The organism is Burkholderia sp. L27(2015), from assembly GCF_009765705.1.
Lineage (GTDB): Bacteria > Pseudomonadota > Gammaproteobacteria > Burkholderiales > Burkholderiaceae > LMUX01.
The window spans coordinates 1,616,556-1,640,935 of the sequence record NZ_LMUX01000021.1; the positions used below are offsets into that span (position 1 = coordinate 1,616,556).

At 59.5% G+C, this 24,380-nt stretch carries 22 protein-coding genes, 3 pseudogenes and 1 riboswitch; of the genes and pseudogenes, 13 read left to right on the forward strand and 12 right to left on the reverse strand.

Annotation, left to right across the window (positions count from 1 at the left end; genetic code table 11):
- Positions 1-8: 8 nt before the first annotated feature.
- The gene (locus GSQ77_RS25600; RefSeq protein ID WP_254067834.1) at positions 9-1,433 is read left to right on the forward strand and encodes an MdtP family multidrug efflux transporter outer membrane subunit; all 1,425 of its coding nucleotides are present in this window, start codon (positions 9-11) and stop codon (positions 1,431-1,433) included.
- 48 nt (positions 1,434-1,481) lie between these two features.
- On the opposite strand, the gene GSQ77_RS25605 is transcribed toward GSQ77_RS25600, so the two are convergent.
- Positions 1,482-2,306, reverse strand: coding sequence for a transporter substrate-binding domain-containing protein (locus GSQ77_RS25605; protein WP_158906075.1), 825 nt, complete (start codon positions 2,304-2,306; stop codon positions 1,482-1,484).
- A 131-nt stretch (positions 2,307-2,437) separates the two neighbouring features.
- Positions 2,438-2,881, reverse strand: a complete 444-nt coding sequence (locus GSQ77_RS25610; protein WP_216854941.1) for a PaaI family thioesterase — start codon at positions 2,879-2,881, stop codon at positions 2,438-2,440.
- A 269-nt stretch (positions 2,882-3,150) separates the two neighbouring features.
- Here GSQ77_RS25610 and GSQ77_RS25615 point away from each other — a divergent pair, with 269 nt between their 5' ends.
- Positions 3,151-5,703, forward strand: a complete 2,553-nt coding sequence (locus GSQ77_RS25615) for an autotransporter domain-containing protein (protein ID WP_158906077.1) — start codon at positions 3,151-3,153, stop codon at positions 5,701-5,703.
- A 207-nt stretch (positions 5,704-5,910) separates the two neighbouring features.
- Here GSQ77_RS25615 and GSQ77_RS25620 read toward each other — a convergent pair.
- The 3 genes and pseudogenes from GSQ77_RS25620 to GSQ77_RS25630 all read right to left on the reverse strand — a co-directional run.
- Positions 5,911-6,066: pseudogene (locus tag GSQ77_RS25620) on the reverse strand (DUF308 domain-containing protein); the annotation flags it as partial.
- Between the two features lie 220 nt (positions 6,067-6,286).
- Positions 6,287-6,424: a hypothetical protein gene (locus tag GSQ77_RS25625; protein WP_158906079.1), complete on the reverse strand. Its 138-nt coding sequence runs from the start codon at positions 6,422-6,424 to the stop codon at positions 6,287-6,289.
- Positions 6,425-6,513: 89 nt separating this feature from the next.
- Positions 6,514-7,392 carry an NmrA/HSCARG family protein gene (locus GSQ77_RS25630; protein WP_158906081.1) on the reverse strand — a complete coding sequence of 293 codons (879 nt, stop codon included), beginning with the start codon at positions 7,390-7,392 and terminating at the stop codon, positions 6,514-6,516.
- 113 nt (positions 7,393-7,505) lie between these two features.
- On the opposite strand from GSQ77_RS25630, the gene GSQ77_RS25635 reads away from it, so the two are divergent.
- Entirely contained in the window at positions 7,506-8,399 is an 894-nt protein-coding gene (locus GSQ77_RS25635) for a LysR family transcriptional regulator (RefSeq protein WP_158906083.1), read from the forward strand.
- 87 nt (positions 8,400-8,486) lie between these two features.
- On the opposite strand, the gene GSQ77_RS25640 is transcribed toward GSQ77_RS25635, so the two are convergent.
- The 3 genes from GSQ77_RS25640 to GSQ77_RS25650 are packed head-to-tail and all read right to left on the reverse strand — an operon-like array spanning position 8,487 to position 10,042.
- On the reverse strand, positions 8,487-9,113 hold the full coding sequence (locus tag GSQ77_RS25640; protein WP_158906085.1) for an FMN-dependent NADH-azoreductase: 627 nt from the start codon (positions 9,111-9,113) through the stop codon (positions 8,487-8,489).
- Positions 9,110-9,562: a GNAT family N-acetyltransferase gene (locus GSQ77_RS25645; RefSeq protein ID WP_158906087.1), complete on the reverse strand. Its 453-nt coding sequence runs from the start codon at positions 9,560-9,562 to the stop codon at positions 9,110-9,112. Before GSQ77_RS25645 ends, GSQ77_RS25640 begins: the two co-directional genes overlap by 4 nt.
- A 42-nt stretch (positions 9,563-9,604) precedes the next feature.
- The gene (locus GSQ77_RS25650) at positions 9,605-10,042 is read right to left on the reverse strand and encodes a carboxymuconolactone decarboxylase family protein (RefSeq protein ID WP_158906089.1); all 438 of its coding nucleotides are present in this window, start codon (positions 10,040-10,042) and stop codon (positions 9,605-9,607) included.
- A gap of 114 nt (positions 10,043-10,156) precedes the next feature.
- On the opposite strand from GSQ77_RS25650, the gene GSQ77_RS25655 reads away from it, so the two are divergent.
- Positions 10,157-11,584 (forward strand): PLP-dependent aminotransferase family protein, encoded by a 1,428-nt coding sequence (locus tag GSQ77_RS25655; RefSeq protein WP_158906091.1) that lies wholly within the window; start codon positions 10,157-10,159, stop codon positions 11,582-11,584.
- Positions 11,585-11,684: 100 nt separating this feature from the next.
- Here the strand turns inward: GSQ77_RS25655 and GSQ77_RS25660 are convergent, their stop codons facing one another.
- Complete coding sequence (locus tag GSQ77_RS25660) at positions 11,685-12,215, reverse strand: DUF3455 domain-containing protein (RefSeq protein ID WP_158906093.1); 531 nt, start codon at positions 12,213-12,215, stop codon at positions 11,685-11,687.
- Positions 12,216-12,574: 359 nt separating this feature from the next.
- A riboswitch (guanidine-I (ykkC/yxkD leader) is annotated at positions 12,575-12,687 on the forward strand.
- A gap of 49 nt (positions 12,688-12,736) precedes the next feature.
- Between GSQ77_RS25660 and GSQ77_RS25665 the strand changes: the two genes are divergently transcribed.
- From GSQ77_RS25665 to GSQ77_RS25690, 6 genes are read left to right on the forward strand one after another with little or no spacing between them, the layout of a single operon-like run.
- On the forward strand, positions 12,737-13,786 hold the full coding sequence (locus GSQ77_RS25665; protein ID WP_158906095.1) for an ABC transporter substrate-binding protein: 1,050 nt from the start codon (positions 12,737-12,739) through the stop codon (positions 13,784-13,786).
- A 5-nt stretch (positions 13,787-13,791) separates the two neighbouring features.
- Positions 13,792-14,802, forward strand: a complete 1,011-nt coding sequence (locus GSQ77_RS25670; protein ID WP_216854942.1) for a fatty acid desaturase — start codon at positions 13,792-13,794, stop codon at positions 14,800-14,802.
- 27 nt (positions 14,803-14,829) lie between these two features.
- Entirely contained in the window at positions 14,830-15,612 is a 783-nt protein-coding gene (locus tag GSQ77_RS25675) for an N-acyl homoserine lactonase family protein (protein WP_158906099.1), read from the forward strand.
- Complete coding sequence (locus GSQ77_RS25680; RefSeq protein WP_158906101.1) at positions 15,600-16,589, forward strand: hypothetical protein; 990 nt, start codon at positions 15,600-15,602, stop codon at positions 16,587-16,589. The genes GSQ77_RS25675 and GSQ77_RS25680 overlap by 13 nt, the downstream gene beginning before the upstream one ends.
- A 23-nt stretch (positions 16,590-16,612) precedes the next feature.
- Positions 16,613-17,470, forward strand: a complete 858-nt coding sequence (locus tag GSQ77_RS25685; protein ID WP_158906103.1) for an ABC transporter permease — start codon at positions 16,613-16,615, stop codon at positions 17,468-17,470.
- On the forward strand, positions 17,467-18,309 hold the full coding sequence (locus GSQ77_RS25690) for an ABC transporter ATP-binding protein (protein ID WP_158906105.1): 843 nt from the start codon (positions 17,467-17,469) through the stop codon (positions 18,307-18,309). The genes GSQ77_RS25685 and GSQ77_RS25690 overlap by 4 nt, the downstream gene beginning before the upstream one ends.
- A gap of 120 nt (positions 18,310-18,429) precedes the next feature.
- On the opposite strand, the gene tssE is transcribed toward GSQ77_RS25690, so the two are convergent.
- The 3 genes from tssE to tssK are packed head-to-tail and all read right to left on the reverse strand — an operon-like array spanning position 18,430 to position 20,925.
- The gene (gene tssE, locus GSQ77_RS25695) at positions 18,430-18,864 is read right to left on the reverse strand and encodes a type VI secretion system baseplate subunit TssE (protein WP_158906107.1); all 435 of its coding nucleotides are present in this window, start codon (positions 18,862-18,864) and stop codon (positions 18,430-18,432) included.
- A gap of 7 nt (positions 18,865-18,871) precedes the next feature.
- The gene (locus GSQ77_RS25700; RefSeq protein WP_158906109.1) at positions 18,872-19,579 is read right to left on the reverse strand and encodes a DotU family type IV/VI secretion system protein; all 708 of its coding nucleotides are present in this window, start codon (positions 19,577-19,579) and stop codon (positions 18,872-18,874) included.
- A complete protein-coding gene (tssK, locus tag GSQ77_RS25705; protein ID WP_158906111.1) occupies positions 19,576-20,925 on the reverse strand; it encodes a type VI secretion system baseplate subunit TssK in 1,350 nt (449 codons plus the stop codon). Before tssK ends, GSQ77_RS25700 begins: the two co-directional genes overlap by 4 nt.
- 527 nt (positions 20,926-21,452) lie before the next feature.
- Between tssK and tssB the strand changes: the two are divergent.
- From tssB to GSQ77_RS25715, 3 genes and pseudogenes are all read left to right on the forward strand, one after another.
- A pseudogene (gene tssB / locus GSQ77_RS29690) lies at positions 21,453-21,911 on the forward strand (type VI secretion system contractile sheath small subunit); the annotation flags it as partial.
- Positions 21,912-21,926: 15 nt separating this feature from the next.
- Positions 21,927-23,465 carry a type VI secretion system contractile sheath large subunit gene (gene tssC, locus GSQ77_RS25710; RefSeq protein WP_254067835.1) on the forward strand — a complete coding sequence of 513 codons (1,539 nt, stop codon included), beginning with the start codon at positions 21,927-21,929 and terminating at the stop codon, positions 23,463-23,465.
- A 99-nt stretch (positions 23,466-23,564) separates the two neighbouring features.
- Positions 23,565-24,356, forward strand: a pseudogene (locus GSQ77_RS25715) (type VI secretion system Vgr family protein); the annotation flags it as partial.
- Positions 24,357-24,380 lie beyond the last annotated feature (24 nt).

The following is a 24,380-nucleotide window of genomic DNA, read 5'->3' on the forward strand; positions in this document are numbered from 1 at the left end:
TAGGGTTAATGTGCGTCTGCCTGACGGGTTGTGCGCTGATCCACCACAACGGCACGCCCTATACCGAGATCGCGCCCGAACAGATCAATCTTGCGGACGACATCCACCTTGTGCGAGACGGCTGGCCCGCCGCCCGATGGTGGACGCGTTATAACGATGCGCAACTCGATGCACTCATTGGTCAGGCGCTGAGCAATGCGCCAACGATGACGATTGCGCGTACCCGCGTGGCGCAAGCCAGGTCAGACGTCGAGCTTGTCAAAGCGGGGTCTAACCTTCAGGTTACCGCGCTGGGTTTGCTGGATCGCGAGCATATTTCCTCGAACGGCTTTCTCGGCCCGTTCGCATCGAACGTACCAGCTGAGGGGTTCACAGGGCCGTGGTACACCGCGGGCGTCGTCGGGCTGGGCGCAAGCCTGAACGTCGACCTCTGGGGCAAGCAGCGTGCGCAGGTCGCAGCGTCGCTTGGCGTGAACAATGCGCGGCTTGCCGAGACGTCCGCTGTCGAACTCGAAATCTCCACGGATGTGGCACAGCTTTACTACGGCATTCAAACGACTTATCAGCTCATCGATCTGCTGAACCAATCGCATGAAATAACGGTGTTCGCGGTGCAAGCCCACGAAGCGCAAGCGGCGCGCGGCCTCGAATCGCGCACCGCGCTCGAAGAAGCACGAGCGCAGCAGTTGGCCATCGAACGGCAGATTGTGTCGGCGCAAGGGCAGATCCTGCAGCTTCGCGAATCGATGCGGGCGCTGGTCGGCGCGGGCCCCGATGGCCTGGCCGCCATCAAGCCGGTTGCACTGCCGCGTTCGCAGGCGGCCCTACCGGCCACGCTGTCATACGAGCTGCTCGCCCGGCGGCCTGACCTGCAAGCGATGCGCTGGTATGTACAGGCATCGTTCGACCGCATCGACGCAGCGAAGGCGGCGTTCTATCCGAGCTTCGACATCAAGGCGTTCTTCGGCGTGAACGCTTTGCACCTCGCCGACCTCTTCACGCATGCAAGCCAGCAAATCAACTTGATTCCGGGCCTATATCTGCCGATCTTCGATGGCGGCAGGCTCAACGCGAACCTTGGCGGTGCACGCGAGGGGAGCAACCTGTTGATCGAGCAGTACAATCAGGCCGTCCTCAACGCGGTACGCGATGTCGCGCAAACGGGCAGCCGCTTGCAAGCGCTCGACGCGGAGACCGAATTGCAGAAGCAGCAGATCGAATCGGTTGCGTTCGTGAGGGACAGCGTCGAGGCGCATTATCAGCGAGGCCTGACGAGTCGGCTCGCGGCGCTCGAAGCGCGGCGGCCGGTGATCGCGGAACAGGTTGCGCTGCTCACGCTCGATGGCCAGACGCTCGGTCAGGAGATTGCGTTGACGAAGGCGCTCGGCGGCGGCTATCGCGCCGCAGCACCCGTCGAATTGAAGCCGCGTTGAACGGCGTCGGATAGCGTTCGGCGCCATTGTGTGCGCGCGAGCAAGGGATTAGCCGGGGTTTGAAATTGCGGTTGTCGCCGGCACCGTTCCACGTAGTCCCGCTCTTGTGATCGCCTGTGTGACCAGGCCATCGGAGCGCGCGTCGTCGATGAAGTGACGTAAATAAGGCATCGCCTGCTGCCGCCCTTTCGGAATGGCCGCCCCGAAATGCTCCATACCCCAACGACCGGCAAGTACGTGTGAACCGGGCAACCCATCGGACATTTCGAAGAGTATGGCTTTATTTGTCGCGAAGGCATCGAGCTGGCCATTTGCAAGCATCTCGCGTGCGCGTGCAAGCGTGGGTATCGGGATCATGATAGCGCTGGGATAAAGCGGTGTTAGCTCTGCGGCGGTACTACTGCCCGTACTTACACCGATTCGCATCCCCGGGCGGCTCATGTCGGACAATGCGGCAATAGACGATCCCCCGGGAACCAGGAAACTTTTCTCAACGTCCATGTACGTTTGGGAGAAGTCCATATGCTGCGCGCGCTCGGCTGTTGCGTTGGTAAAGGTGACATCAACTTGGCCGGATTCCACTGCGGAGAGCACGCCGGCATTCGACGGGAATATGACCGGTTCAAACGGTACACCGAGCCGAGCAGCCAGTGCCTTGCCCAAATCGAAACCCACACCCTTGGCGTCGGCCGACGACGTGCCCTGGACGATGGACGAAGGGCTGCCTGAGTAGACGCCAACCCGGAGTTTTCCGGACGGTGCCAGTGTTGCACGTGTCTGCGCAGGGGAGGTGACGTCTGCGGTGGTGCATGCGGTGAGCAACGCCGCCAACAGTGCGATAAGCGCGGGCGTGGACCGATTCAATATTCTCATTGAGTCTCCTTGAACCTATTGTATTGAGCATGCGTGGCGAGCGCTCTAATCCGCTGGGCAACTTCGCCGTCAGACTGTTTCGATTGAGCCGGAGGACGCAGCGACGCATCAGGTCGCGCTAGCGACCGGTCTTACCTCTCCGCCTTGCCGTGCATTACCATAATCGTTTGCTGCATCAGTGCACAAAGCGTTTCACGCCCGTCCTTGACGGCGAATACTTCTGCCTGGGTAACAATTAGCGTACGGCCGGGGCGCACTACCTGCCCACGGGCGATCAGCGTTTCGCCGTCGGCCGGAGCGACCAAGTTCATCTTGTATTCGACCGTCAAAACCGAGGCGTCGTCTGGAACCATGGTCATCGCAGCGTAACCGCCAGCTGTATCGGCAATCATGCCCACCACGCCACCATGTACAAAGCCGTGCTGTTGCTCGACACCGTCCCAATGAGGCAGGTGAATTTCGGTGCGGCCGTGCTCGATCACGGGCAAGGTCGCCTGGATAAGCGCCATCGCATTCTGGCGCATGAAGCTGGCGCGGACGCGCTCAGCGAAGAGGGGGACGGGAGTAGGTGCCATGAAGACCGATTGTATTGTTAAGTTTCACGTAATGGCGCGACTCGAGCGGCTGCCATACCGATGACGCGACCAACAGGCTTGCGGATTAATCGGCTCCCGGATGTGAGCCAGAATTCGCCTAACGTGAAATATTTTGTCATAAATCACGGTGGAATCTGTTTGGATACCGACACACGACAATAAACCCGCTCGATTAAAATCGCGACTGATCATCGTGCATGCACCGCGAAAGAGCGCGGTCAACAAATAAAAGAACGGGGAACGACAACATGAAGCGGAAAGCCGATCATTGTCTCAGACAGAACGCCCTAACACTTGCTTTGGCGGCGCCCCTGGCGGTCATTGCGCAGGCGGCGACGGCCCAGACGACAGTCATCAGCAGCCCGCAGGGGACCTACGATTGGACTAGCGGTAACCTGTCCGTTACCTCAACCATTTCCGGCAGCATTGTCGGCGGCGTTGCCGGCTGCGGTTTGGCCGCCGTGAACGGCGTGGTTGCCTGTGGCAGCGTCGGCACGCTGACCAACAGCGGCGTTATCTCGGGCATTGTTGGTTTCGAAAATGATAGCAGCACGATCACCGCGGTGAACAACAGCGGCCAGATCAGCGGTCAGTCCGACGGCATTGTTAACCAAGGCAGCATTGGCACGCTGACGAACAGCGGCACCATTAACTCCTTCCAGAACAATGCGATCTTCAACCTTGGCAGTATCGGCACGCTGACCAACAACGGGGGCACTATTAGCATAGGCCCCGGCACTGGCGTTGGCATTGTCAACGGCGGCACGATCACTGTGTTGAACAACAACGGCGGCATCATTAGCGCCAACGTCGCCGTCAATAATAGCGCCATCGAGAGCACCGTCCCCGGTACTATTGGCACCCTCACTAACAGCGGCATGATCAACGGTGCGCAGACAGGCATAAAAAACGCCATTGCGGGCACGATCGGTACGCTGATCAATAGCGGTGTCATCAGCGGCCCCGATAATGCGCTCTACAACGGCGCGTCGGGCTCGATTGGCCTGATCACGAATTCGGGCATGATTGCTGGCAATATCACGAACCTGTCCAGCAACGATCTGAGCATCAGCGGCGGCACCGGCACGATCTTCGGTACGCTGACCGGCTTTGGCGGCGGCAGCACCATCGGCACGATCACCAATACCAGCTCGAATGTCGCATTCGGTTCCGGCAATCTGCTTTTGAACGATAACGTCAACGTCGGCAGCAATGCGGTGAGCAATACCGGGACCGCCGTGCTCCAAGTCAACCGGCCGGTGACGATTACGGGCAACTACAACCAAGGGGCAGGCGCGACCCTGCAGATCGGCGTGGCCAGCGGTGCGACGACGCTGGGCTCGATCACGGACACCGGCTACGGCCGACTGGTGGTGACCGGCAACTCGATGATTGCTTCGGGTTCGTCAGTGACGCTGCAGTCCAACGGTTTCGCGTTCGCCGCAGGCCAGCGTTACGTGGTGGTGGATACGGCGGGTACCGCGGTCTACAACCCTGGCAGCCTGAACTATTCGATCAACGGCTATACGTCGAGCGTGACAGGCTCGACTGTGGCTAACGGCAGCAACAGCGATCTGGTGCTGAATGTGCTCAGTGCAACTCTGGATTCGACTACGCCGCCCCCGTCAACTCCACCGGCTTCAGCCTCGACTCCGAACCCTGCATTGATCGCGACTGCACCGAACGCCGTTGCGTCGCTCAATGGCCTGCTGAGCTACACCGGTATCAGTGATCCCGCGTTGCTGAATCTGCGCAACGCAGCGCTGGGTTCGTTAAGCCAGGGTTCCGCTGCGACGGCCAACCGGATCGGCAAGCAACTCGCTCCTCCGACCCAATCCGGCACGGCGGCCGCTGCGCCGACATTCGATACCATAAGCGTGGTGAGCGCGCACGTTGACGGCTTGCGCTTGGCACAGGCGAATGGCGATACCGGGGTGGCAACCGGCGAAGGCCCGGCGCAATGGGGCGTGTGGGGCCAGGCCTTCGGTGGTCATGCCAGCCAGAACGAGCGCGACCAGGTAGACGGCTACAACGCCAACTACGGCGGCCTGCTGCTGGGCGTAGATCACGCGATCAACGACAACTGGCGTACCGGCGGCGTGTTTAGCTACAGCAACACGTCAGTCAACAATACCGGCGACACCATAGGCGACACCACCACCATCAACGGCTACGGCCTGATTGGCTATGCGAGCTATACCGGCAGTCCGTGGTATGTGAACCTCTCGGGCGGCGTGGTGCAGCAGCAGTACGACACCACGCGTGCGGTCAACTTCCAGGGCTTCTCGGGCACGGCGGGCGGCCACTTCAGCGGTCAGCAGTATGTGGCGCGCGCCGAGGCGGGCTATCCGCTGGCGCTGGGCGGGGTCACGCTTACACCGCTGGCGAGCCTGACCTACAGTTACCAGGACCAAGGCAGCTATACCGAGAGCGGCGGCAACGGCGCGGCACTGTCGGTGGGTGCCACGCATGCGAACTCGGTGAAGAGCGCTCTCGGCGCGAAGCTGGAGAAGGCCTTCGCCAGCCACTACGGCGAGATCGAGCCGGACCTGCAAGTGCAGTGGATCCACGAGTACGACCACACGGCGCAGGCGACGGGGGCAAGTTTTGCGGGGGACCCGACAGGTCAAACGGCATTCACGACGGTGGGCGCGACGCCGGTATCGGATCTGGCGGACGTGTCGCTGGGCGTGACGCTGCTAAAGGCGAACAACCTGAGCCTGTCGGTGCGCTACGAACTGCAGGCAGCATCCGGTTTCGTCTCGCAGACGGGCACAGTGCGCGTACGCCAGTTGTTCTGATCCTCCCTAGCCGAGGGACTGCTGGGTTGCCCAACTCCAAGCGACATTTACGCCACTAGGACAGCCTTGGCACCTTCGAGCGAACCGTAGGCCATGGCCCGTTCGATCTGATCGTAAGCAAACTCCTTTCCTATTCGGGTCGTCAACATCGGATCGTCAATCACGCCGGCCGTTCATGCGAAAAGACAGCGGCGGTAGTCCGGTTATTTAATGCGTCGATGCAAACTTGCGCCGCAGTGGGCCGGCCGATAGCCACAGCGCGGAGACAAGAAAATAGATCGCGCCGACACCTGCGCAGCCGGCCACTTTGACAATCGCCGGAGGCACTGATGCATGGGCCTGCGCGATAAAAAACACGCCCGCCGTGGACGGCGCGACAAACCACGCCATCCCCGCAAGCACAGTCGCAGTGCTGAGAAGGCCGGTGAGCAGCACAGGGCGGTCACCCCAGCGGTCGGTCAGCATGTGCGCATGGCGTTCACCAGTATCAATGCAACGCCACTGGTCGACCGGCTCGCCGCTATCGTGCTGGAATCCGTTGGTAGCGCGCCATTACGCCCGGCTTAAGCCGCCAAATCTATGGTTAAACAAACTGGATCAAAATCGCAATGATAAAAACCACCATGACGACAAGGAGCAGTGAATACGCAATAATCTTGATGCGGGCGATCGTTACATTCTTACGGCGAGGGGAATTGGAGCCTTCGCTTTTTTGTGACATTTCATTCAACTCCGACTGACACCGCATTTTTCCAATGCGGCATCATATCAAAGCCGTTCGACAGCAGTTTTAAGAGCGATCCAAATGCATCAGCCCTTCGCCCAAGCCACGGCGCTAGCGAGCGCAAAATCACGATATGACCTTGGCGGTCGCCCGAGCAGTGTCGATAAGTGCTCGATCTGCGCGGTCGACGCCACTGCGCCGTCCTGCTGATACCGGCTCATCATCAGGCGTATGTCGTAGGCCTGCCAAGCAGGTGCGACTGACTTAAGACGTTGCTCGAGGGTATCGAGATCATTACCACCATAACGGATCGGACGCCCCAGCGCCTCAGCCCAGATCCGCACGATGGTCTGCGCGGTGAGTGCGTCCGGACCGACAAGTTCGTACGTTGCTCGCGGCAACGGGTCGGCGGCACGTTCGCGCCGCAGGAGCTCTTGTGCCGCGGCCTCGCCGATATCGCGGACATCGACCATGGAAATGCCTTTACCCCCGATCGGCATCCCATATATGCCATGCATCAGCAGCGGCTCTTTCTGCCGGAGATCGTTCTGAATGAAATAGGCGGGACGCAGCACCGTCGCTGGTATGTCGCAGTGCTCGATCATGCGCTCGACCGCATGCTTACCGGTAAAGTGAGGCACGTCGACATACTCGGCGCCCTTGAAAACCGACAGATACACCACGCCTTTTACAAGCGACTCTCGCGCCACGCTCAGTGTCTGTAACGCTTGAGTCAGTTCGTCTGCGACACCCGGTACCAGCAGGAACAACGTGCTGACTCCTTTCATCGCGTGCCGCATCGAGTCCACGTCGGACAGGTCACCTTTGATTGCGGTGATGCCGTCAGGGAGGCGGGCTTTTTCAGGTGTGCGCGTGAGTGCATGCACCTCGGCACCGCTGCCTTTCAAATGTTCAAGAACTTGATTACCTACAACGCCAGTACTGCCGGTTACAAGGATAGTCATGATTTTCTCTCTAATGGGAGGGCCGAAGCAGGCCGTTAGAGACAGAATATTCGTTCCATCGAAGCAGCGATAGATATACAATCGCGATGATCCGTCTCATATATGGAACGATTATGGATTTAACGGCTCTGGCCGATTTCAATGCAGTGGCGTTGTATGGCGGTTTCGGACCCGCCGGTCGCGCACTCGACCGACCGAAGGCCACCCTGTCACGACGCGTGGCCGAACTGGAGGAAGAGCTTGGCGTGAGGCTGATCGAGCGGGGAGCACGGCGGATGCGTCTGACCGAAGATGGCCTTGTACTCCATGAGCGCACGCGAGGGCTCATGGCAGAGCTTCAGGAAGCCGGGGAGGCGGTGGCGTCACGTGCGCCCATCGCGCGGGGGCGGTTGCGTATCAGTGCGCCCATTGTGTTTGCACACGTCGTGTTGTGCCAGATTGCCGCGCGCTTTGCTTTGGCTTTCCCGCAAGTCGAACTCGAGGTCGTTGCGGAAGACCGTGTCGTAGATCCCGTGGACGACGGCTACGATCTCGTTATCCGCATCGATCCACCGCGCGACGAACTGCTAGTGGGGCGACGCATACTTGCCGACGAGCGGCTGGTGGTCGCCACGCCCACCGTGTCGATACCTTCGACGCCAGCACGCGGCACAGCCGAGTTGTCCGTGCCGGCCGTCTTGTCGACGGCGACACCGTCAGGAGCGACCTGGCACATACGGACAGAATCGGGTGACGTGCGAGTACTCAAGCCCGTGCCGGTGCTACGACTGTCGTCGCTGTTGATGGTGCGCGAGGCCGTTCTGACCGGCGTAGGCGCGGCGTTGTTGCCCAGATTACTCGTGGAGCAGGATGTTGCGGCGGGGCGACTCGTTCGCTGGGGCACAGAGCAGGGTGCGCCCGTGGAGATCTGGGCGCTCTATAACTCGCGCCGTCTGCTGAGTGCCAAGGTCAGGGCATTTCTGGGCGTACTGCAGGATTTACCAGCACGAGCGCAAAGAACGGGGTGACGCGCACAGGGCACACGCGGCGAATAAGCATTGTGCTACTCGTTCTCGCACCGTGCCACGCTATGCTTATAGGTAGCGCAGCCTGCCTCACGAGGCTATTGCCGATGGGCACGCAACCGCCAACGACAGCTTCTCGGACAATTGTCGATGTGCTTCCCGCACTGCTCGTGCCACAGCTCCCGGACCGAAAACCAGCCCTTGCAGCGGGAAAAAATGTACATCCTTGATGCCGATGGATGCGAGCGCATAGCGCAAGTACGGTGTCAGGAAATCGACCTGATTCGCGTGTTCTCCCGCATGAAAGCCGCCAGAGCTGACCAGAACAAAGGTCGCGCGGTCTTTCAGTAGCCCGACCTTGCCGTGCGGTGTCGCGTGAAACGTGCGCTCGATGCGGATCACATGATCGATCCACAGTTTGAGCGCGGCGGGTACGGTGAAGTTGTGCATCGGTGTAACGATGAACAACATATCGTGTTGTTCCAGTTCGACGATCAAGCGTTCCGACCATTCGAATGCTTGCGCATCGCGTGCCGCTTGCGAAGTGACGGCCAGCGCATAATCGCGGCCGATGGGTGGAATGGGCGACTTCACCAGATCGCGTTCGGTGATCTGTACGCGATCGATACCCGCTGCAGCAATCGCTTCCATTGCAAGGTGATAACCATGGCTCATGTCGCTGTGCGGGCCACTGTTCAATAGCAAAATGCGCGTCATGTCGCTGATTCCTGGGTAAGCGTTTCGACGAAATGCATGCCCTTTGCAAGCAGCCCCTGCCGGAAGTAAAAGCGTTGCGCCAGCGCCATATGCAAGCCGGTATCGAGCACAAAATGTTGGCAGTGCAGCGCGACCGCGCGTTGCCGTGCCGCTTGCAACAGACGTTCACCAAACCCGCCGCGATGCAACGAAGCCGTTACCACCAGATCGTCGACGTAAATGAAGCGGCCGTAGATCAAATTGTCCTGCAACCGATAGCCGGCAAGTCCAACGATTGCGCCATCGTGCCACGCCGCAAGCAAGCGATACCCCTGAGCGCGTTGCCGCGCGATCTGCGCCGCGTAGGTTGCGGGGTCGCTCAGATGCGGTCGCAATTCCTTCATCACCGAGAACGACGCTTCCAGATCGTCGTCGCTTTCGATATGTTTTATTTCCAATTGAGACCGCATGCTTTTCTCCATGAAGTGAGTGGCGACCAGGGCAACCAGCCCTTACTCCGGCATCTTGCGGAACGCGATGGCAAAGCGATTCCAACTGTTGATCGACGTAATCAGTAGTGTCAGCTCCATCAATTCGGCATCGGTGAAATGTGGGCGAACCGCGGTCCACACGGCATCCGGCACGTGGCTTTGCGAGACCAGCGTCAGCGCTTCGGTCCATTCCAATGCGGCGCGCTCGCGATCGCTGAAGAACGGGGTTTCGCGCCATGCAGCGGTGGTAGCCAAGCGGCGTTCCGATTCGCCGGCTTTGCGGGCGTCGGTCACGTGCATGTCGAGGCAGAATGCACAGCCGTTGATTTGCGATGCGCGCAAGCGGACCAATTCCTTAAGCAGGATGTCCAGCGTGCCCTTGTTGATTTGGCTTTCCACGCCCATCAGTGCCTTGATGGCGTCTTTGTCGGCGTTTGCGAAGTCGAGGCGAGTTTGCATTTGAAGCTCCTGGGTCAGGTAGATCGAAGTGAACAAGTTGCGTTTGCTTGAGGTGTAGTATGCGAAAATCATGGCCGTGTTAGAAGAGCCAAGAAATGACAAAATGACTAGGCCATGAAAGCAGCCAAACCTGAGCTGGATCTGCGCGTCGATCGCGCCCTGGAATTGCCGATGTACCTGCAGATATGCCAGCGTTTCAAAACGGCAATCGAGCAGGGCAACCTGCGTGCGGGCGATCGCGTGCCGGCCGTACGGGCGCTGGCGACCGAGCTGAATCTCGCGCGCGGTACGGTGGAAATGGCTTATCGCATCCTGACGGACGAGGGATATCTGCAGGTCAGGGGTGCGGCCGGCACCGTGGTCTCGCCGTCGTTGCCGCGGCCGGCGGCCCTCAAGCCGCGCGTGATCGTGGCCGGACGAGCGGATGCGGCCCTCGTCGATTACGACGGTCAGGCACCGAAGCCGCTGCAAATGGGTTTGCCGGCGCTCGACGCATTTCCGCGCAAAGTGTGGAACCGGCTCGTCGGGCATCGCCTGCGCGGCAGCGAACCGGCGCGGCTGGCCTATCCGGACCCTGCCGGTTACGACAGCTTGCGTGCAAGGGTTGCGACTTATCTGGGCGTGTCGCGTGGCGTGATATGTCTGCCGGAACAGGTGTTCATCACGACCGGCTTGCGCAACTCGCTGGAACTGACGTTAAGCAGTCTTTCCACGGCCGGCGATGCGTTCTGGTTTGAAGACCCGGGTTATATTTTTGCTCGCTTGTTTCTGCAGAATGCCGCAGTCAAGATGGTGCCGGTGCCGGTCGATGAAAATGGATTGATGGTGGAAGCCGGCAAACGACTCAGTCCGCATGCGAAATTCGCGATGGTTACGCCGTCGCATCAAAGTCCGCTGGGCGTGACGTTATCGTTGGAACGTCGGATGGCGCTTTTGGAATGGGCCAGCAAAGCCGGTAGCTGGATTATCGAAGACGACTACGATAGTGAGTTTCGTTATCGGGGGCGGCCGTTGGCGGCGTTGAAAAGCCTGGACCGCAACGATCGCGTGATTTATAGCGGCACCTTCAGCAAGGCGATGTTTCCGGGGTTGAGGTTGGCTTATGTCGTCGCACCGGTCAGCGCGGTTGCGCGCTTTCAGGCGGCTTCCTACAACCTGAACGCAGGTTGCCCGTACCTGTTTCAGGCTGGCATTGCCGACTTTATCTCCGAGGGTCATTTCTCAAGGCATTTGAAGAAGATGCGTCTGTTGTACGCGGAACGTCGTGCGGTAACGTCGCGCGTTTTCCAGGAAGTGCTCGGCGACCGCATACGGATCGATTTGCAGCCGGGCGGCTTGCACATACTGGCGAAGCTGGCCGATCACGAAGACGATATCGCGCTGGGGGCCCTTGCGCGGGCTGCCGGTTTGGCCGTGCATTCTTTATCACGGTGGTACATCAATGCCAAGCCGCGACAGGGATTGTTGATGGGTTTTGCCAATGTCATCGATGAGAAGGATGCGATGCAACTGGCGTTGAAACTCAAACAAGCATTGAGGTGAGCGACGTTCTGGAAGGTTTGCTCGTCCGCGGTTTCATTCGTGGTTTCCTCCGCGGTTTCCTTATTAGAAAGCCGCGGACCGGATACGCTGCGGCTCGCCGCTAGTCGAGGAATACGTAATCGGCAAGATAGGGGCTGCTGCCTTCCTGTCCTTCTTGCGTGCAAGGTACGGTAGGCGCAACGCCGCCGCGCGTGTTCAATCTCTGCACGTAGCGCGCCGGAGCGAGGAGTCCTGGTCCCCCGGCATTCGTCGCCTGCAACAGCAACAGCGCAATGCTGCCGGGCTCGCTCGTATTGGCTGCCTGCTGCAGGACCTTGCCGGTCAGCTTGCTGCCGTCGGATGCTTCCCAGCTCGGGCCGGCGTAATGCTTCACGACTCGCTTGCCGGATGCATCGTACAGATCCGCTTGGGGCGCCTTGAGCGTCCACGTCAATTGATTTTTCGGATCGCGCTTGCACACATAGACCTGCACACCGGATGCGGTCAGGGAAACAATCACATGCTGCGCATCGGCAGGTTGCAGCGTGGGCGGCGCGGTGGTCTGCGCGATTGCGGCGTAGGACGCCAGCAGAAATGCGCTGCCGATTGCAGCGCGGATCAATCTACTCTGTCTATCTAACACGTATGGCATAGGTTTTCCTGGTCGAATTTTCGCGGCGATCTCCGCTTCTGTGTCCGTCCAGTATCACACGGGCTTGCTTTTCGCGTCCGGCCTGCGCTTGGCGCGACATCGCAACCTGCGGCGCGACCGAACATGCCCGCTCGTGTGCCATTCGCTGCACCGGAAATGGGCCGGGATGCCCGATCGCGTGCCCGGCGCGACTAGCCAGAGTTGTCCGTCATGACTCACAAATCGTCGTGCGTTTCCAGGCAAGCGCGCAAGACCACGGAGTAGCGCGGCTGTCATGAAGTTCGTCGCGAGAGCGGCGTGCTCTGGCACGCTTCATGCTCAATGGCTAGCGTCAACGGATGAGCGTCGAGCTCAATAACTGATAGGAAAGCTAGGGTTCCGGTTCGCACAAGACGTCGCGAATGCTGGTCCGAGAGCAGTCCGGCTCCGCTTCAAAAACGGGGCTCCACGGAGGGATAAAAGCCCGGGAGATGCGCATAGTGCGCTCTCCCGCGACCTTTTTCCCTTTCAGGAGCCTACGCATGTCGTTCAAGTTCAAGAAGACTCTGTCCGCATTCTCCGCACTGACCGTCGCATCCGGCTTGCTGGCCGCAACGTGGTTAAGCACGCCGGTTGCATCAGCCGCTGGCACGGCCACTCCCGCGGCCACCTCAGCGGCCGCCACGCCCCTCAAGATTGGCACTGTCGTGTGGATAGGCTACGGCCCGTTCTATGTTGCGCAGGCGCTCGACATGTATAAGAAATATGGCGTATCGGTGCAGTTGCAGTTCTTCACCGATCCCGGCTTGCTGCCGGCCGCGATAGAAAGCCACGCGCTCGACGGTGCGATGCTGACCTACGATCAGGTGATCGGTTCGGACGCGAAAGGTCTGCAGCAAAAGGTGGTGATGCCGATCGACTTCTCGGATGGCGCCGACGCCATCGTCGCCAGCTCGGACATCAAGAAGGTGACCGACTTCAAGGGCAAGAAAGTGGCGTATAACCCGCTGTCGCCCTCCGACTTCTTGCTCGCTTATGCGTTGCAAACCAACGGCATGAGCGACCACGATATCGACTCCGTCAACATGACGCCCGAAGCGGTTCCGGCGGCCATGGTGTCCGGCAGTTTGCCGATCGGCGTGACCTATGAGCCCAACGTTTCGCAGATCCTCGCCGCGAAGAAGGGCAAGTACCATGTGGTCTATTCGTCGCACAACGCACCGGGCCTGATCGCCGACGTGCTGGTTTTTGACCAACCGTTCATCGATGCACATCCGGCGCAGGTGAAGGCGATTCTGCAAGCGTACGAAGATGGCCTGGCCTATATGAAGAGCCATCCGAAAGAAGCCGATCAGATCATCGGCAAGGCGCTCGGCGTGTCGGCCGACGACGTGAAGGCGCAACTTGAAGGGGTCTACAACATCCCGCCCAAGGAGATGCCACAGAGTTTCGTCAAAGGCCCGAGCACGAAGTCGTACTACACCAGCGGCGCTGTGATCGGTTCCTTACTGCAGAAGAAAGGGCAAATTAGCACCGTGCCTGCAGTCGAGACCACCATCGACGCGCAGTTCGTCGCCCAGCTTGCCAAGTGAACGTCATGCCGACGCTCTATCGATATCGCGATGGTTTGCTGCCGAACACGCTAGGGTTGGCGTATGCGTTCGGGGGTTTCGCCGCCGGCATCGGGCTGTTGCTCATGCAGCCCTGGTGGGCGGCGGTGCTGGGCACACTGCTGCTCGCGCATGCCCTGATCATCGGTGCGTATTTTCTGCACGAGGCAGCGCACGGCACGATGTTCCACGGCGCGGCAGCCAACGCCCGGCTAGGCACCTGGCTGACCTGGTTGAACGGCAGTTGCTACGCGCCGTTCGGCGATCTCAGGCGCAAGCATATGCGTCATCATGTCGATCGCGCCGACGTGCTGACTTTCGATGCCAAGGCCTTCCTGCTGCATTTGCCGCGTTGGGTGCGTAACGCGGTCTTGGCGCTCGAGTGGGCGTATTTTCCCGCGGTCGAATTGATCATGCATGGCTACGTGATCGCTGCGCCGTTTCAATCGGCGGCGCGGCGTGCGCAGCGGCGGCGCATCGTGACGGTTCTTGTGGTGCGTGCGGTGCTGTTCGCGCTCCTTGCCTGGATTTCGCTCAAAGCGGTGGCGCTTTATTTGCTGGCGTGGTTGATCTGCGTGAGCGTGCTGCGTTTCACCGATGCCTATCAACATACCTACGATGCCTACGCGGTGCTTGAGGACGGCGCGCCAATCCCGAACGACAAGGTGCGTGACCATGCCTACGAGCAGCGCAACACGTATTCCAATCTGGTCTCGGTGCGCTTGCCTTGGCTAAACTTGCTGCTGTTGAACTTTCCGTATCACAACGCGCATCACGACCGGCCGATCGAGCCGTGGTATCGGTTGCCCGCTGCGCACGTCAAACTTTACGGCAGCGACGACAGTCAGGTGATTCCGATGTCGCGTTTGTTGACGAGCTTTCACCGGCATCGTGTGACGCGCATCTTGTCGAGCGATTACGGTGTGATGGACATTTCGCAAAAGCATGCGGACGACTTCTATGGCGCGGTGGGCGTGTCGTTCCTGACCGCCGTCTAGGGCATCCCAACCAGGAGGAAGAAGTGCATGACCCAGGTCCTGAGAATGTGGCCTTTGCTGACGGCCACACACCGCTACGACAAGTCGATCTCCACGCGCAATCGCGGGGCGGGCACGGAGATCGATGCACCGATACTCGCGTATTTGATCGAGACGCGTAACGGCCGCATTTTGTACGACGTCGGCTGCGACTATCGCAAGATAAGCGACCCGGCCTTGCGCGAGCGCTATTACAACTCGGCTGCGAGCCCGATGCCGGTGCCGCAGATGACCGAGGAGCAGCGTCTGCCTGGACACTTGGCGCGGCTGGGCTTGAGTACCGCCGACGTGGATGTGGTGATGGTCGGCCACCTCCACTTCGACCATGCCGGTGGTTTGTGCGACGTGTGCGGTTGCGATATTCACGTGCATGAGGACGAGTTGGCGGCGGCGCGTGCACAGGCTGACGGCGCTTATTTCCAGGACGATTTCGCCGCCGACTACCGCTGGCGGCTGCAGCGCGATGAGTATGACTTGGCGCCCGGCGTGCGAGCGATCAATACGCCGGGACATACCGCGGGACACATGTCCTTGTGGATCGAATTGCCGAAAGGCAAACCGCTGATACTCGCCGGCGATGCGGCTGACCTGACCGAGAACCTTGAAGACGAAGTCGCGCCCGGCAGTTGCTGGAACGACCGCGAGGATCTTGCGCTCGCCAGCATCCGCAAGCTCAAGGCACTGGGTCACGAAACCGGTGCGACGATCTGGCCGAATCACGATATGGCGTTCTGGCGGCGCTTGTGCGAGGGACCGGCATGGCAAGCTTGATGATCTCGCCGGACGGCGCCATGTCAGCGCGGGGTGGCGCCATGTCAGCGGCGCAGGCCGGGTCTATACCCGCGGCGCCGGAAGGCTCCATGCCCGCGGCGCAGGCGGATGCCTTGCTGCAGCTTGCTCTGGAGCAGGGCACGGCGGCGTCCCGGGCTCCGACAACCGTGCCTGCGGCTTATCGCGGCCTATGGCGACGTACTTTGCTGGTTTCCGGGGATGGCAGCCGCGACGAGGACACGCGCGTGTTCTGGATGCAGACGGCGCGCTTGCATATCGACATACGCGTGCCGGCCAGCCGTTCATCGTATGTCGGCGCGGGCAGTCTCGACGAGCTCACTCGCGACGAGCTGGCGGGGCTGGGCGAACAGATGGGCTTTGCCGGGATCACGGTGGTGGAGGGTGGTCCCGGCATGACTTCCGAGTCGTGCACGTGGCACCGGCAGATTGATTACAGCGTGCCCAGCGAGGCGAAGGACATCGGCGCCATGCGATTCGAGACACCGAATATCGTGCTGGAAGATGGAATCGAGGCGGTGTATCACGAGCGTTGGGAGCGTGAGGCGAATTCGGCGGGCATCGTGTGGGCGCTACGGTTTTCACCGCAACAGGCATATGCGGCTGGCTTGTTGTCGTCGGGCGCTGCGTGGCAGGACGCAGGCGACGCGGCTCCTGCTGTGTTCGTGGCACGCTGCGGCAACCGCTTCATGCTGGCGCGGACGCGCTCGCCTGACGCACAGGCGGCGCTGGTGGCGCAGCGTGGCAGAAGCCTCGCGCAGGCGGTGCGCGATCCGGCGGTGAGCATCGAGCTCGCGCGCACATGGCTCGATTTTGAAATTTCCCTGGGCGAGGTGTACCGCCCCGACGGCGCACGCTGGATCGTCAGTCTCTCGACCTTGCCGTGGCGAGAAGGCCAAGCGGCTTTCGACCCGCACACCGGCGCTGCGCTAGACGCGCTGCCGCCCTCCGAACCTTAGCCGAAGACTGTAGAGGAGCCGTAATGTCCACCGTCGAACACAACTTACGCCATGCGATAGAGCCGCCGCGACCGCGCGCCGCGCGAGCGAAGCGCGCACTGTGGAGCGTACGTGGCGAAATGCCCCGTTCGACCTATCTGTTGTTCGCGCTGCTCGGCTTGCTGATCCCCTTGCTCGCGTGGTGGGCGCTGGCCGCCTCCGGCATAGTCGACAGGGTCTTTATGCCCGGCCCCCTCGATGTGATGCATCGACTCGCGACATGGTGGGGCGACGATGGGCTGTCTAGCGATATCGCCATCAGCGTCTATCGGGTTTGCGCCGGGTGGGCTCTCTCTGCGCTATTTGCCGTGCCGCTGGGTTTGCTGATCGGCACGTTCGCCCCGGTGCGAGCGATGCTGGAACCGCTGACGGATTTCATCCGCTACATGCCGGCGGTGGCATTTATCCCGTTGGTGATGCTGTGGATTGGAATCGATGAGAGCGCGAAGATCGCCATTATTTTCATCGGCACGTTTTTCCAGATGGTTTTGATGGTCGCGGAGAACGTGCGCTTTGTGCCGATGGCCCAGATCGAAGCGGCGCAGACCATGGGCGCATCGCGCGAAGAGCTGGTGCGGCTGGTGATTTTTCCATGCGCTAAACCGGCGGTGCTTGATACGCTACGCATCACCATGGGTTGGGCGTGGACCTATCTCGTGGTGGCAGAGTTGGTCGCGGCCAATAGCGGGCTAGGCTATTCGATCTTGAAAGCGCAACGGTATTTGCAAACGGACAAGATTTTCGCGGGCATTTTGTTGATCGGCCTGATCGGGCTCATGATCGATCAGATGTTTCGCTTGCTGCACCGCATCTGCTTCGGGCAATGGTTGGCAAAACGATGAGCGATTCTCTACATAAAATTCAGGTCGCCGGACTGTGCAAATACTTTGGCGAGGGTGCGCGCGAAGTGCAGGCGCTTGCAGATATCAACCTCGAAGTGCAGGCCAACGAATTTGTCACCTTGGTGGGCGCTTCCGGATGCGGCAAGTCGACGCTATTGCGTATTCTGGGTGGACTCGAGACCAGCGATGGCGGCTCCGTGTGCGTGGATGGCCGCGAGGTCAGCGCGCCGGGCGTGGACCGAGCGATGGTGTTCCAGAACTATAGTCTGTACGCGTGGCTGACGGTGATGCAGAACATTCGGTTTTCGCGGCGGTTAAAGGTCAATCAGCGGAATCTGAGTTCCAGCGATGTCGAGGTGGCGAGTGGTCGTGCGGACGCGCTGTTGCAGTCGATGGGGTTGACTGGCGTTGCGCATGCGTATCCGAATCAGCTCTCGGGGGGCATGCAGCAACGCGTTGCGATCGCGCGCGCGTTGTTGTGCAAGCCCGCGATTCTGCTGATGGATGAACCGTTCGGTGCGCTGGATGCGCAGACGCGCGAGGTGATGCACGATCTGATCCGGCACGTCCATGCGTTGGAAAAGACCACTATTGTGTTTGTCACTCATGATGTTGAGGAAGCGATCTATCTGGGGCATCGGGTGGTGTTGATGGCGCCCAGGCCCGGGCGTATCGATTCGATTTATGAGGTGCCCTTGGCGCAACAACGCAACCCGGAAATGAAGTTGTCGCCGGAATTCACGGAACTCAAGCGAGAGATCCTGATGCGCATACGTGAGACCTCGGGGATGAAAACCGATCTGGATATGTTGGAGCGGATGACGCGGTCTGCGGTGTGAGTGTTCATTGACATGTGACTTGCTGCGACAGACTGTTTGCTCGATGACACGCTGAACCTGAAACGATGTGAGTTGAAAGATGGGCTTTAGTGGCTCGTCTGCCTGTGTCGCAGTTGGCGGCTATGGATGAGCGCGATCGGCCTGAACTCGTCGCTCCACGCGCACGCGACTCGGCGGTTCGAAATAGGTGCCGAACCGCACGAGTCCAGCCTTCCTGAGATGGCAGATCATCACGTAGCTTATCTTCAGGCCCGGATCCGGCTCGTCGTCTAGATCGATTTCTATTGACCGGATTCGCGGTTCGTAAGCGAGCAGCGTGGTTTCCATTTGCTGTTTGAGCAAGTGAATGGATGCAGGTAGCGCTTGGTAGATGTTCGTGAGGTCGGGCAATCCGTAGTCGGGCAGGTGCTTGAGCGAGCCGGCGCGGGCGTTGAGTATGTACTTGATGTTTTGCTGGACGCTGAGGATTTCGAGAGTCTTGTCGTCGTAAGCGTCGAGCGGTACGCCATCAATATGTCCGCGCAGCATGTCGTAGAGCGAAGGGCCTGTAGGCATATTTCCCTCAATTTCCTATGCGTGGCGTGGACGCTGCCAAATGTGCGAGCTGCAGGGTTAGCGCTTGATTCCAAATCAGGTACACGAGCGCGGCGGCTACACAGCCGAGTCCGGCGATTGCCCATGGCGAGAGCCGGTAGAACCAGTCCGCCAGACGCCGGCCGCTGCGCGCGATGACGAAACCGCGCGTTGCGGTGGGGCGCAACTCTTCCAACTCCGCGTTGAGTGTAGCGATCAGCGACGTGCGCTGCTCCGCGCCTTCGCGCGCGTAACGACCCAGGAAGCCGAGGCCGAGGATTGCGGCATAGGTTTCGAGCAAATCTACGTTGGGCAAGGACTCACGCATGCGTAACGTGAGACGCTCGAACACACGCTCACCAGCGTCATGGCGGCCATTGCGCTCGACCTGCAGCGGGTGCTTATCCCACCGGGATTTGTCCTCCGTCGGCAGCGCTCGCAGCGCTGCCTCGTCGAGCAGCCCGCACTGCGCATAGAGCGCGTCCTCTTGCACGTCTGCTGCCACGCCGCGTTGTTCGAGTGCTGCGGAAAATTCAGACATAAGCTGACGGCACTGCTGGCGCAGTACTGTCACTGATGCATTTTCGTTGCCCTGTGAGAGCGTTGTCACGAGCAGGGCTGTGTCGCGCAGCAGATCGCGAATGCTGGTATTTGGGAGGCGATTGCCGCCTGGCTGGTAGCCTATGAAAGGTGTCATGATCGCAGCACCGCATAGAGTTCGAGCGAGGCTTGCGGCACCATCGCCGGCAGGTAGATCTGGCAGGCATGGGCGGCCAGCATTCTTGCGTACGCCGGATCGCTTGCATCGAGTGCGAAGTAATGATTGTCCAGGCGCACCGGAATGGCTGCGGGCACCCGTTGTACCGCCTTGAGCGGAATGCCCGCGAGCGCGGAATTGACCAACTGCTCGACTTCGTCGGGAGCCCCCATCTTGCATAGCTTCGGCACCTGTTCGACCAGTTCGAAAGGCGTGAGGGCGGCACTGACCGACAGGTAATAGTCGGCGCTGGAACGCAACCGTTCGTCGAGGAACTGACCTGTCCATGTGGTCACACTCTTGCGCGTGAGGGTGATGGGTACGACACGCGACGGGATGATTGCGTCAAGCAGATCGCGGATCAGCGTCTCGAGCTTAGCGAAAATCTCGTCGGCACGCGCGTGGTCATAGGGCGGGATGTCCGTAAGCTGGGCACTGGTGGAGAAGGTCATCAGTACACTGGTCAGCTGCGCGAGCGTGGAATAGAGACGTTCGGGCGGCTGGCTCGGGTGCGTTGCGAAGAACCGTAGTTGTGGCCAGTACGTGTGTATGGAGTGCAGCAGCCAAAACAGCGAGACGTCCGCGATGCCATATTCGGCGACCTCTTCGATACGTTCGCTCTTACGCACGCCCAGCGCGATGCTTTTCGCCTGCAGGATGTCGGCGAGCCGGGTCACCCGTTCAACGTGCAGCGAGTGGCCGGCCAGCGTCAGACACGGAGGCACATAGCGATGATCGACCTGGAACTGGCCGCCCGCGCCACGTGTGAGACGCGCGATTGCGCACACCGTGTCGTCTGCTTGTGGCTCGAAGTCGAACAGCAGCCTTACCGCGCGACGTTCAGCGGCTATCTCTGATTCGCCGACGCCGTTCAGGTCCGTGACCTTGACAAATTCTCGGTATGTCCGCCGCGGACGCGCGAGGGTCGTTTCATCGAAGCGGCAGTTGCTGCCGGTTGCGTCCACGAGAGGCAACGCGGCCAGCACGACGATGGTTTGCAGATCAGCCGGTAGCCCTTGCGTGAGATCGCGTGCTGGTGGCAGTGCGTCGCTGATCGATGTATCTACCAGTGTTCCATCGGGAAAGCGCAATTTCAGGTTTGAGAGTTTTAGGCGACGATTTGCGAGTGCCTCCTCGTCTATCCCGATTTCGCGCGTTCCCCATGGTTCGGCGATCGCGGCTGACGCGAACTGTCGATGGACGAAATCCGTCCATCGTTCCTGTTGCTGGAAATGCTGCTGGCTGAGGATGAGGCCCTCGTGCCAAAGCGGTTTGTCGATCCGCATGGGTGTGGTTCGCGTAGTGTTGCTGGTTATGGATTGCGGATTTTATACGCGGTTGTTGGTGCTCGTATACCTTTTTTAATTGATATGGAATACATATTATTCGAGATGGAATGGAGATGAATTTGTGAGATAAAAAGATGCCATTCGTCGGTCATGAAAATTAACTAGTGTGAAGAGGAATCGCGCGGAAATGGGAATAATCTGGTTAATACGTCCAGCAATTGCCAGAGGTTTGAGTGTTTGCGATGGCTACGCAGTGCTGTGATTATTTCTCAAAAAATCGAGATCTAATTTTGATGTTTTATGGGATGGATTGCCCGCAAAGATCGTTTGACTTAAGGCAGGGGTGCCGTGTTTAATACGGTCGGCGATCGAAGGTCGCATGAGTAAAGATCGGTCCTGAGATGGCTGAGAATGTCATCGAGGATCGATCGGATGAGTGCGGTTGTCGGCACGGAAGAGATGGCCGAATCGAGAAGGACACGTTCAAAAACGCCTTGGAATACCTACTATTTAAAGGACTACTAATGGACAGATACCAGCGAGAAATTCCGCGATCAAGGGTGTCGATTGCGTTAGATCTGAACACGGCCGGATCCCGGAAGAAGGTCGAGCTGCCGCTCAAACTGCTAGTTGCCGGGGACTTCAGCGCGGGCAAGGAACAGGCAGCGCTCGCGCGACGCAAGAAGATCAATATCGATATGAGCAAATTTGACGCGGTGCTGTCGGACTTGTCGCCCGAATTGAATGTCGCGACGGTGAACACGCTCGCCCATGGAGGTTCCGAGCTTCCTGTGTCTCTCCGCTTCCGATCGATGACGGATTTCGAGCCGGAACAGGTCGCGCACCAGATCCCGGAACTGCAGACTATGCTGGCGATGCGCAATCTGTTGTGTGACATGAAGTCGAACTTGCTTGAGAACGACACGTTCTGTCGTGAGTTCGAGACGATTCTCAAAGACGACACGCGCTCGCAGCAATTGCGTGATGAACTTGCGCAGATTGGGGGCAAGACCATCGCGCTCAATGGGGCCGAGGCAGTCGTGCTCGAAAGCAGCCGCATCTACGAACTGCTGTGCGGCAGGATCAACGTGAAGCCGGTTATCGCGGCACGCTCGCTCGAAGCGTTTCGAGATAACGGTGTGCTCGCCGGGTCGTCGGCCGATGAGCGCCTCGCACGTGGAATGGATGCTTTCCTTAATCTGGTCGCCAAGACTGGAAAGCCTGTTCAACGATTCGACAAGTCGGTGCTCGATTTTCACATCGGGCAGCTCGACAAACAGGTCGGACGGCAACTGGATGCGGTGCTGCATACGCCGGAATTTCAGGCGCTGGAGGGACGTTGGCGCGGCCTCTGGATGTTGGTGGGGCGCACGGACTTTCGAAAAAATGTGCGCATCGAGGTACTGGATGTGTCGAAAGATGCGCTGATGCGCGACTTTGAGGACGCGCCTGAAATCACTCAAAGCGGATTGTATCGTCTGACTTACATTGAGGAGTACGACACGCCGGGTGGCCAGCCGATCAGCGCGATCATTAGCGATTTCGAGTTCACGAATTCGCCGCAAGATGTGTTGCTGCTGCGCAATATCTCGAAGGTGGCTGCCGCAGCGCATATGCCGTTCATTGGCTGCGTGGGGCCAGCGTTCTTCGGCAAGCAGTCGATGGAAGAGGTGGTCGCGATCCGGGGCATCAACAACTATCTCGATCGTCCTGAGTACGTCAAGTGGAATAGTTTCAGGGCCACGGATGACGCTCGCTATATTGGACTGACGTTGCCTCGCGTATTGGGGCGTCTTCCCTATGGCGTGCATACCCCGGCTGTGCGTGCGTTTAACTACCAGGAGATGGTCAGGGGCGCGGACCGTAGCTGCTATTTGTGGGTTAACGCATCGTTCGCGTTTGCACTCAATATGGTGCGCAGCTTCACCAGCAGCGGCTGGTGCGTGCAGATCCGCGGGCCGGCGGCAGGGGGCGATGTGTATGGCTTGCCGGCCCATCGGTATGAGCTCGGCATCGGTGCTCAGCAGAAAATTCCGACCGAAGTGCTGATTCCGGAGACGCGCGAATTTGAGTTCGCCGACTTGGGATTCATTCCGTTGTCGTTTTACAAAAGCCACGATTTTGCCTGCTTTTATTCGGCGAATTCGGCGCAGAAGCCCGTGTTACACGAGGGCGAAGAGGCGACCGCGAATGCAAACAGCCGCATCAATGCGCGGCTGCCGTACATCCTTTTGCTTTCGAATATTGCGCACTATTTGAAGCTTATCCAGCGTGAAAACATTGGCACGACCAAGGACCGGCGTCTTCTGGAGCTAGAGCTGAACAAATGGATCAGGGGTCTTGTCACGGAGATGAAGGACCCCAGCGATGTGTTGCAGGCATCCCACCCGCTGCGTGAGGCGAGGGTTGCAGTCGATGATATTGCGGATAACCCGGGATTCTTCCGTATCACGCTTTTCATCGTCCCGCATTTTCAGGTGGAGGGGATGGACGTTGAGTTGTCGTTGGTGTCGCGGATGCCTAGGGCAAAAGGGTGATTGGGAGTGCGTGATGTAGCGCGGGGGACGTGGTGGTAGACGTCTCGGATTGGTTGTCTTTGACGTCGTATGTATTCAAGGGGATTGTTCATGGGGTCGATGGTTTTGCCGTCGCAGGCATATGAGGTGAAGCTGGCACCGCATCCGGCGCCATTCTCGGTGCTCAAATTTACGGGCCATGATGCGGTCAGCCAGTTGTATCGCTATGAGGTCGAATTCACGAGTCCGGTTGCCAATCTGCCGATAGAGAAAGTGCTCGGGCGGCCGGCGAAATTCATCATCGACCCGATCGACCCGAACGCCGCGTATCTGCGCCACATGTTTGGCGAGAACGCGGAGAAGTTCAGCGACATGCCACCCGCGCGCACGATACATGGCGTCGTTACACAGTTCGTCAAGTTCGAGACGTCGGCCGACGAGACACGCTACGAGCTGGTGATTGAGCCGCGCACGGCCGATCTTGCGCGCGGCAAGAAGAGCCGGTTGTTTCAAAAGCAGTCGGTGCAGGAAATCATCACGCAGACGTTGCAACATTACGGCTACGGTGACGGTGTCGACTTCAAGTTGCAGTTGCGCGCGCGGTACAAACGTCACGAATACATCACGCAATACCACGAGACGACGTTCGCGTTTATTCAACGCATCGCTGCGGATGAGGGGATCTGGTTTCGCTTCGAGCAAGTGAAGAACCGCGAGGTCATCGTGTTTGGTGACGACCTCGATGCATACGCCCGTTATCAGAGAACGGTGCCGCTGCGACGCGAGTCGGGTCTGGATAGCGCTGGCGCTGAGGCTATCAAGTCGCTGGAGCAGCATATGCGGCGCGTGCCTGAATCGGTTCAGCTGAACGATTACAACCATCGACAGGCGGGGGTGCCTCTGCTCGTCGATGGTCCGTCGCAGCCACGTCTCAAA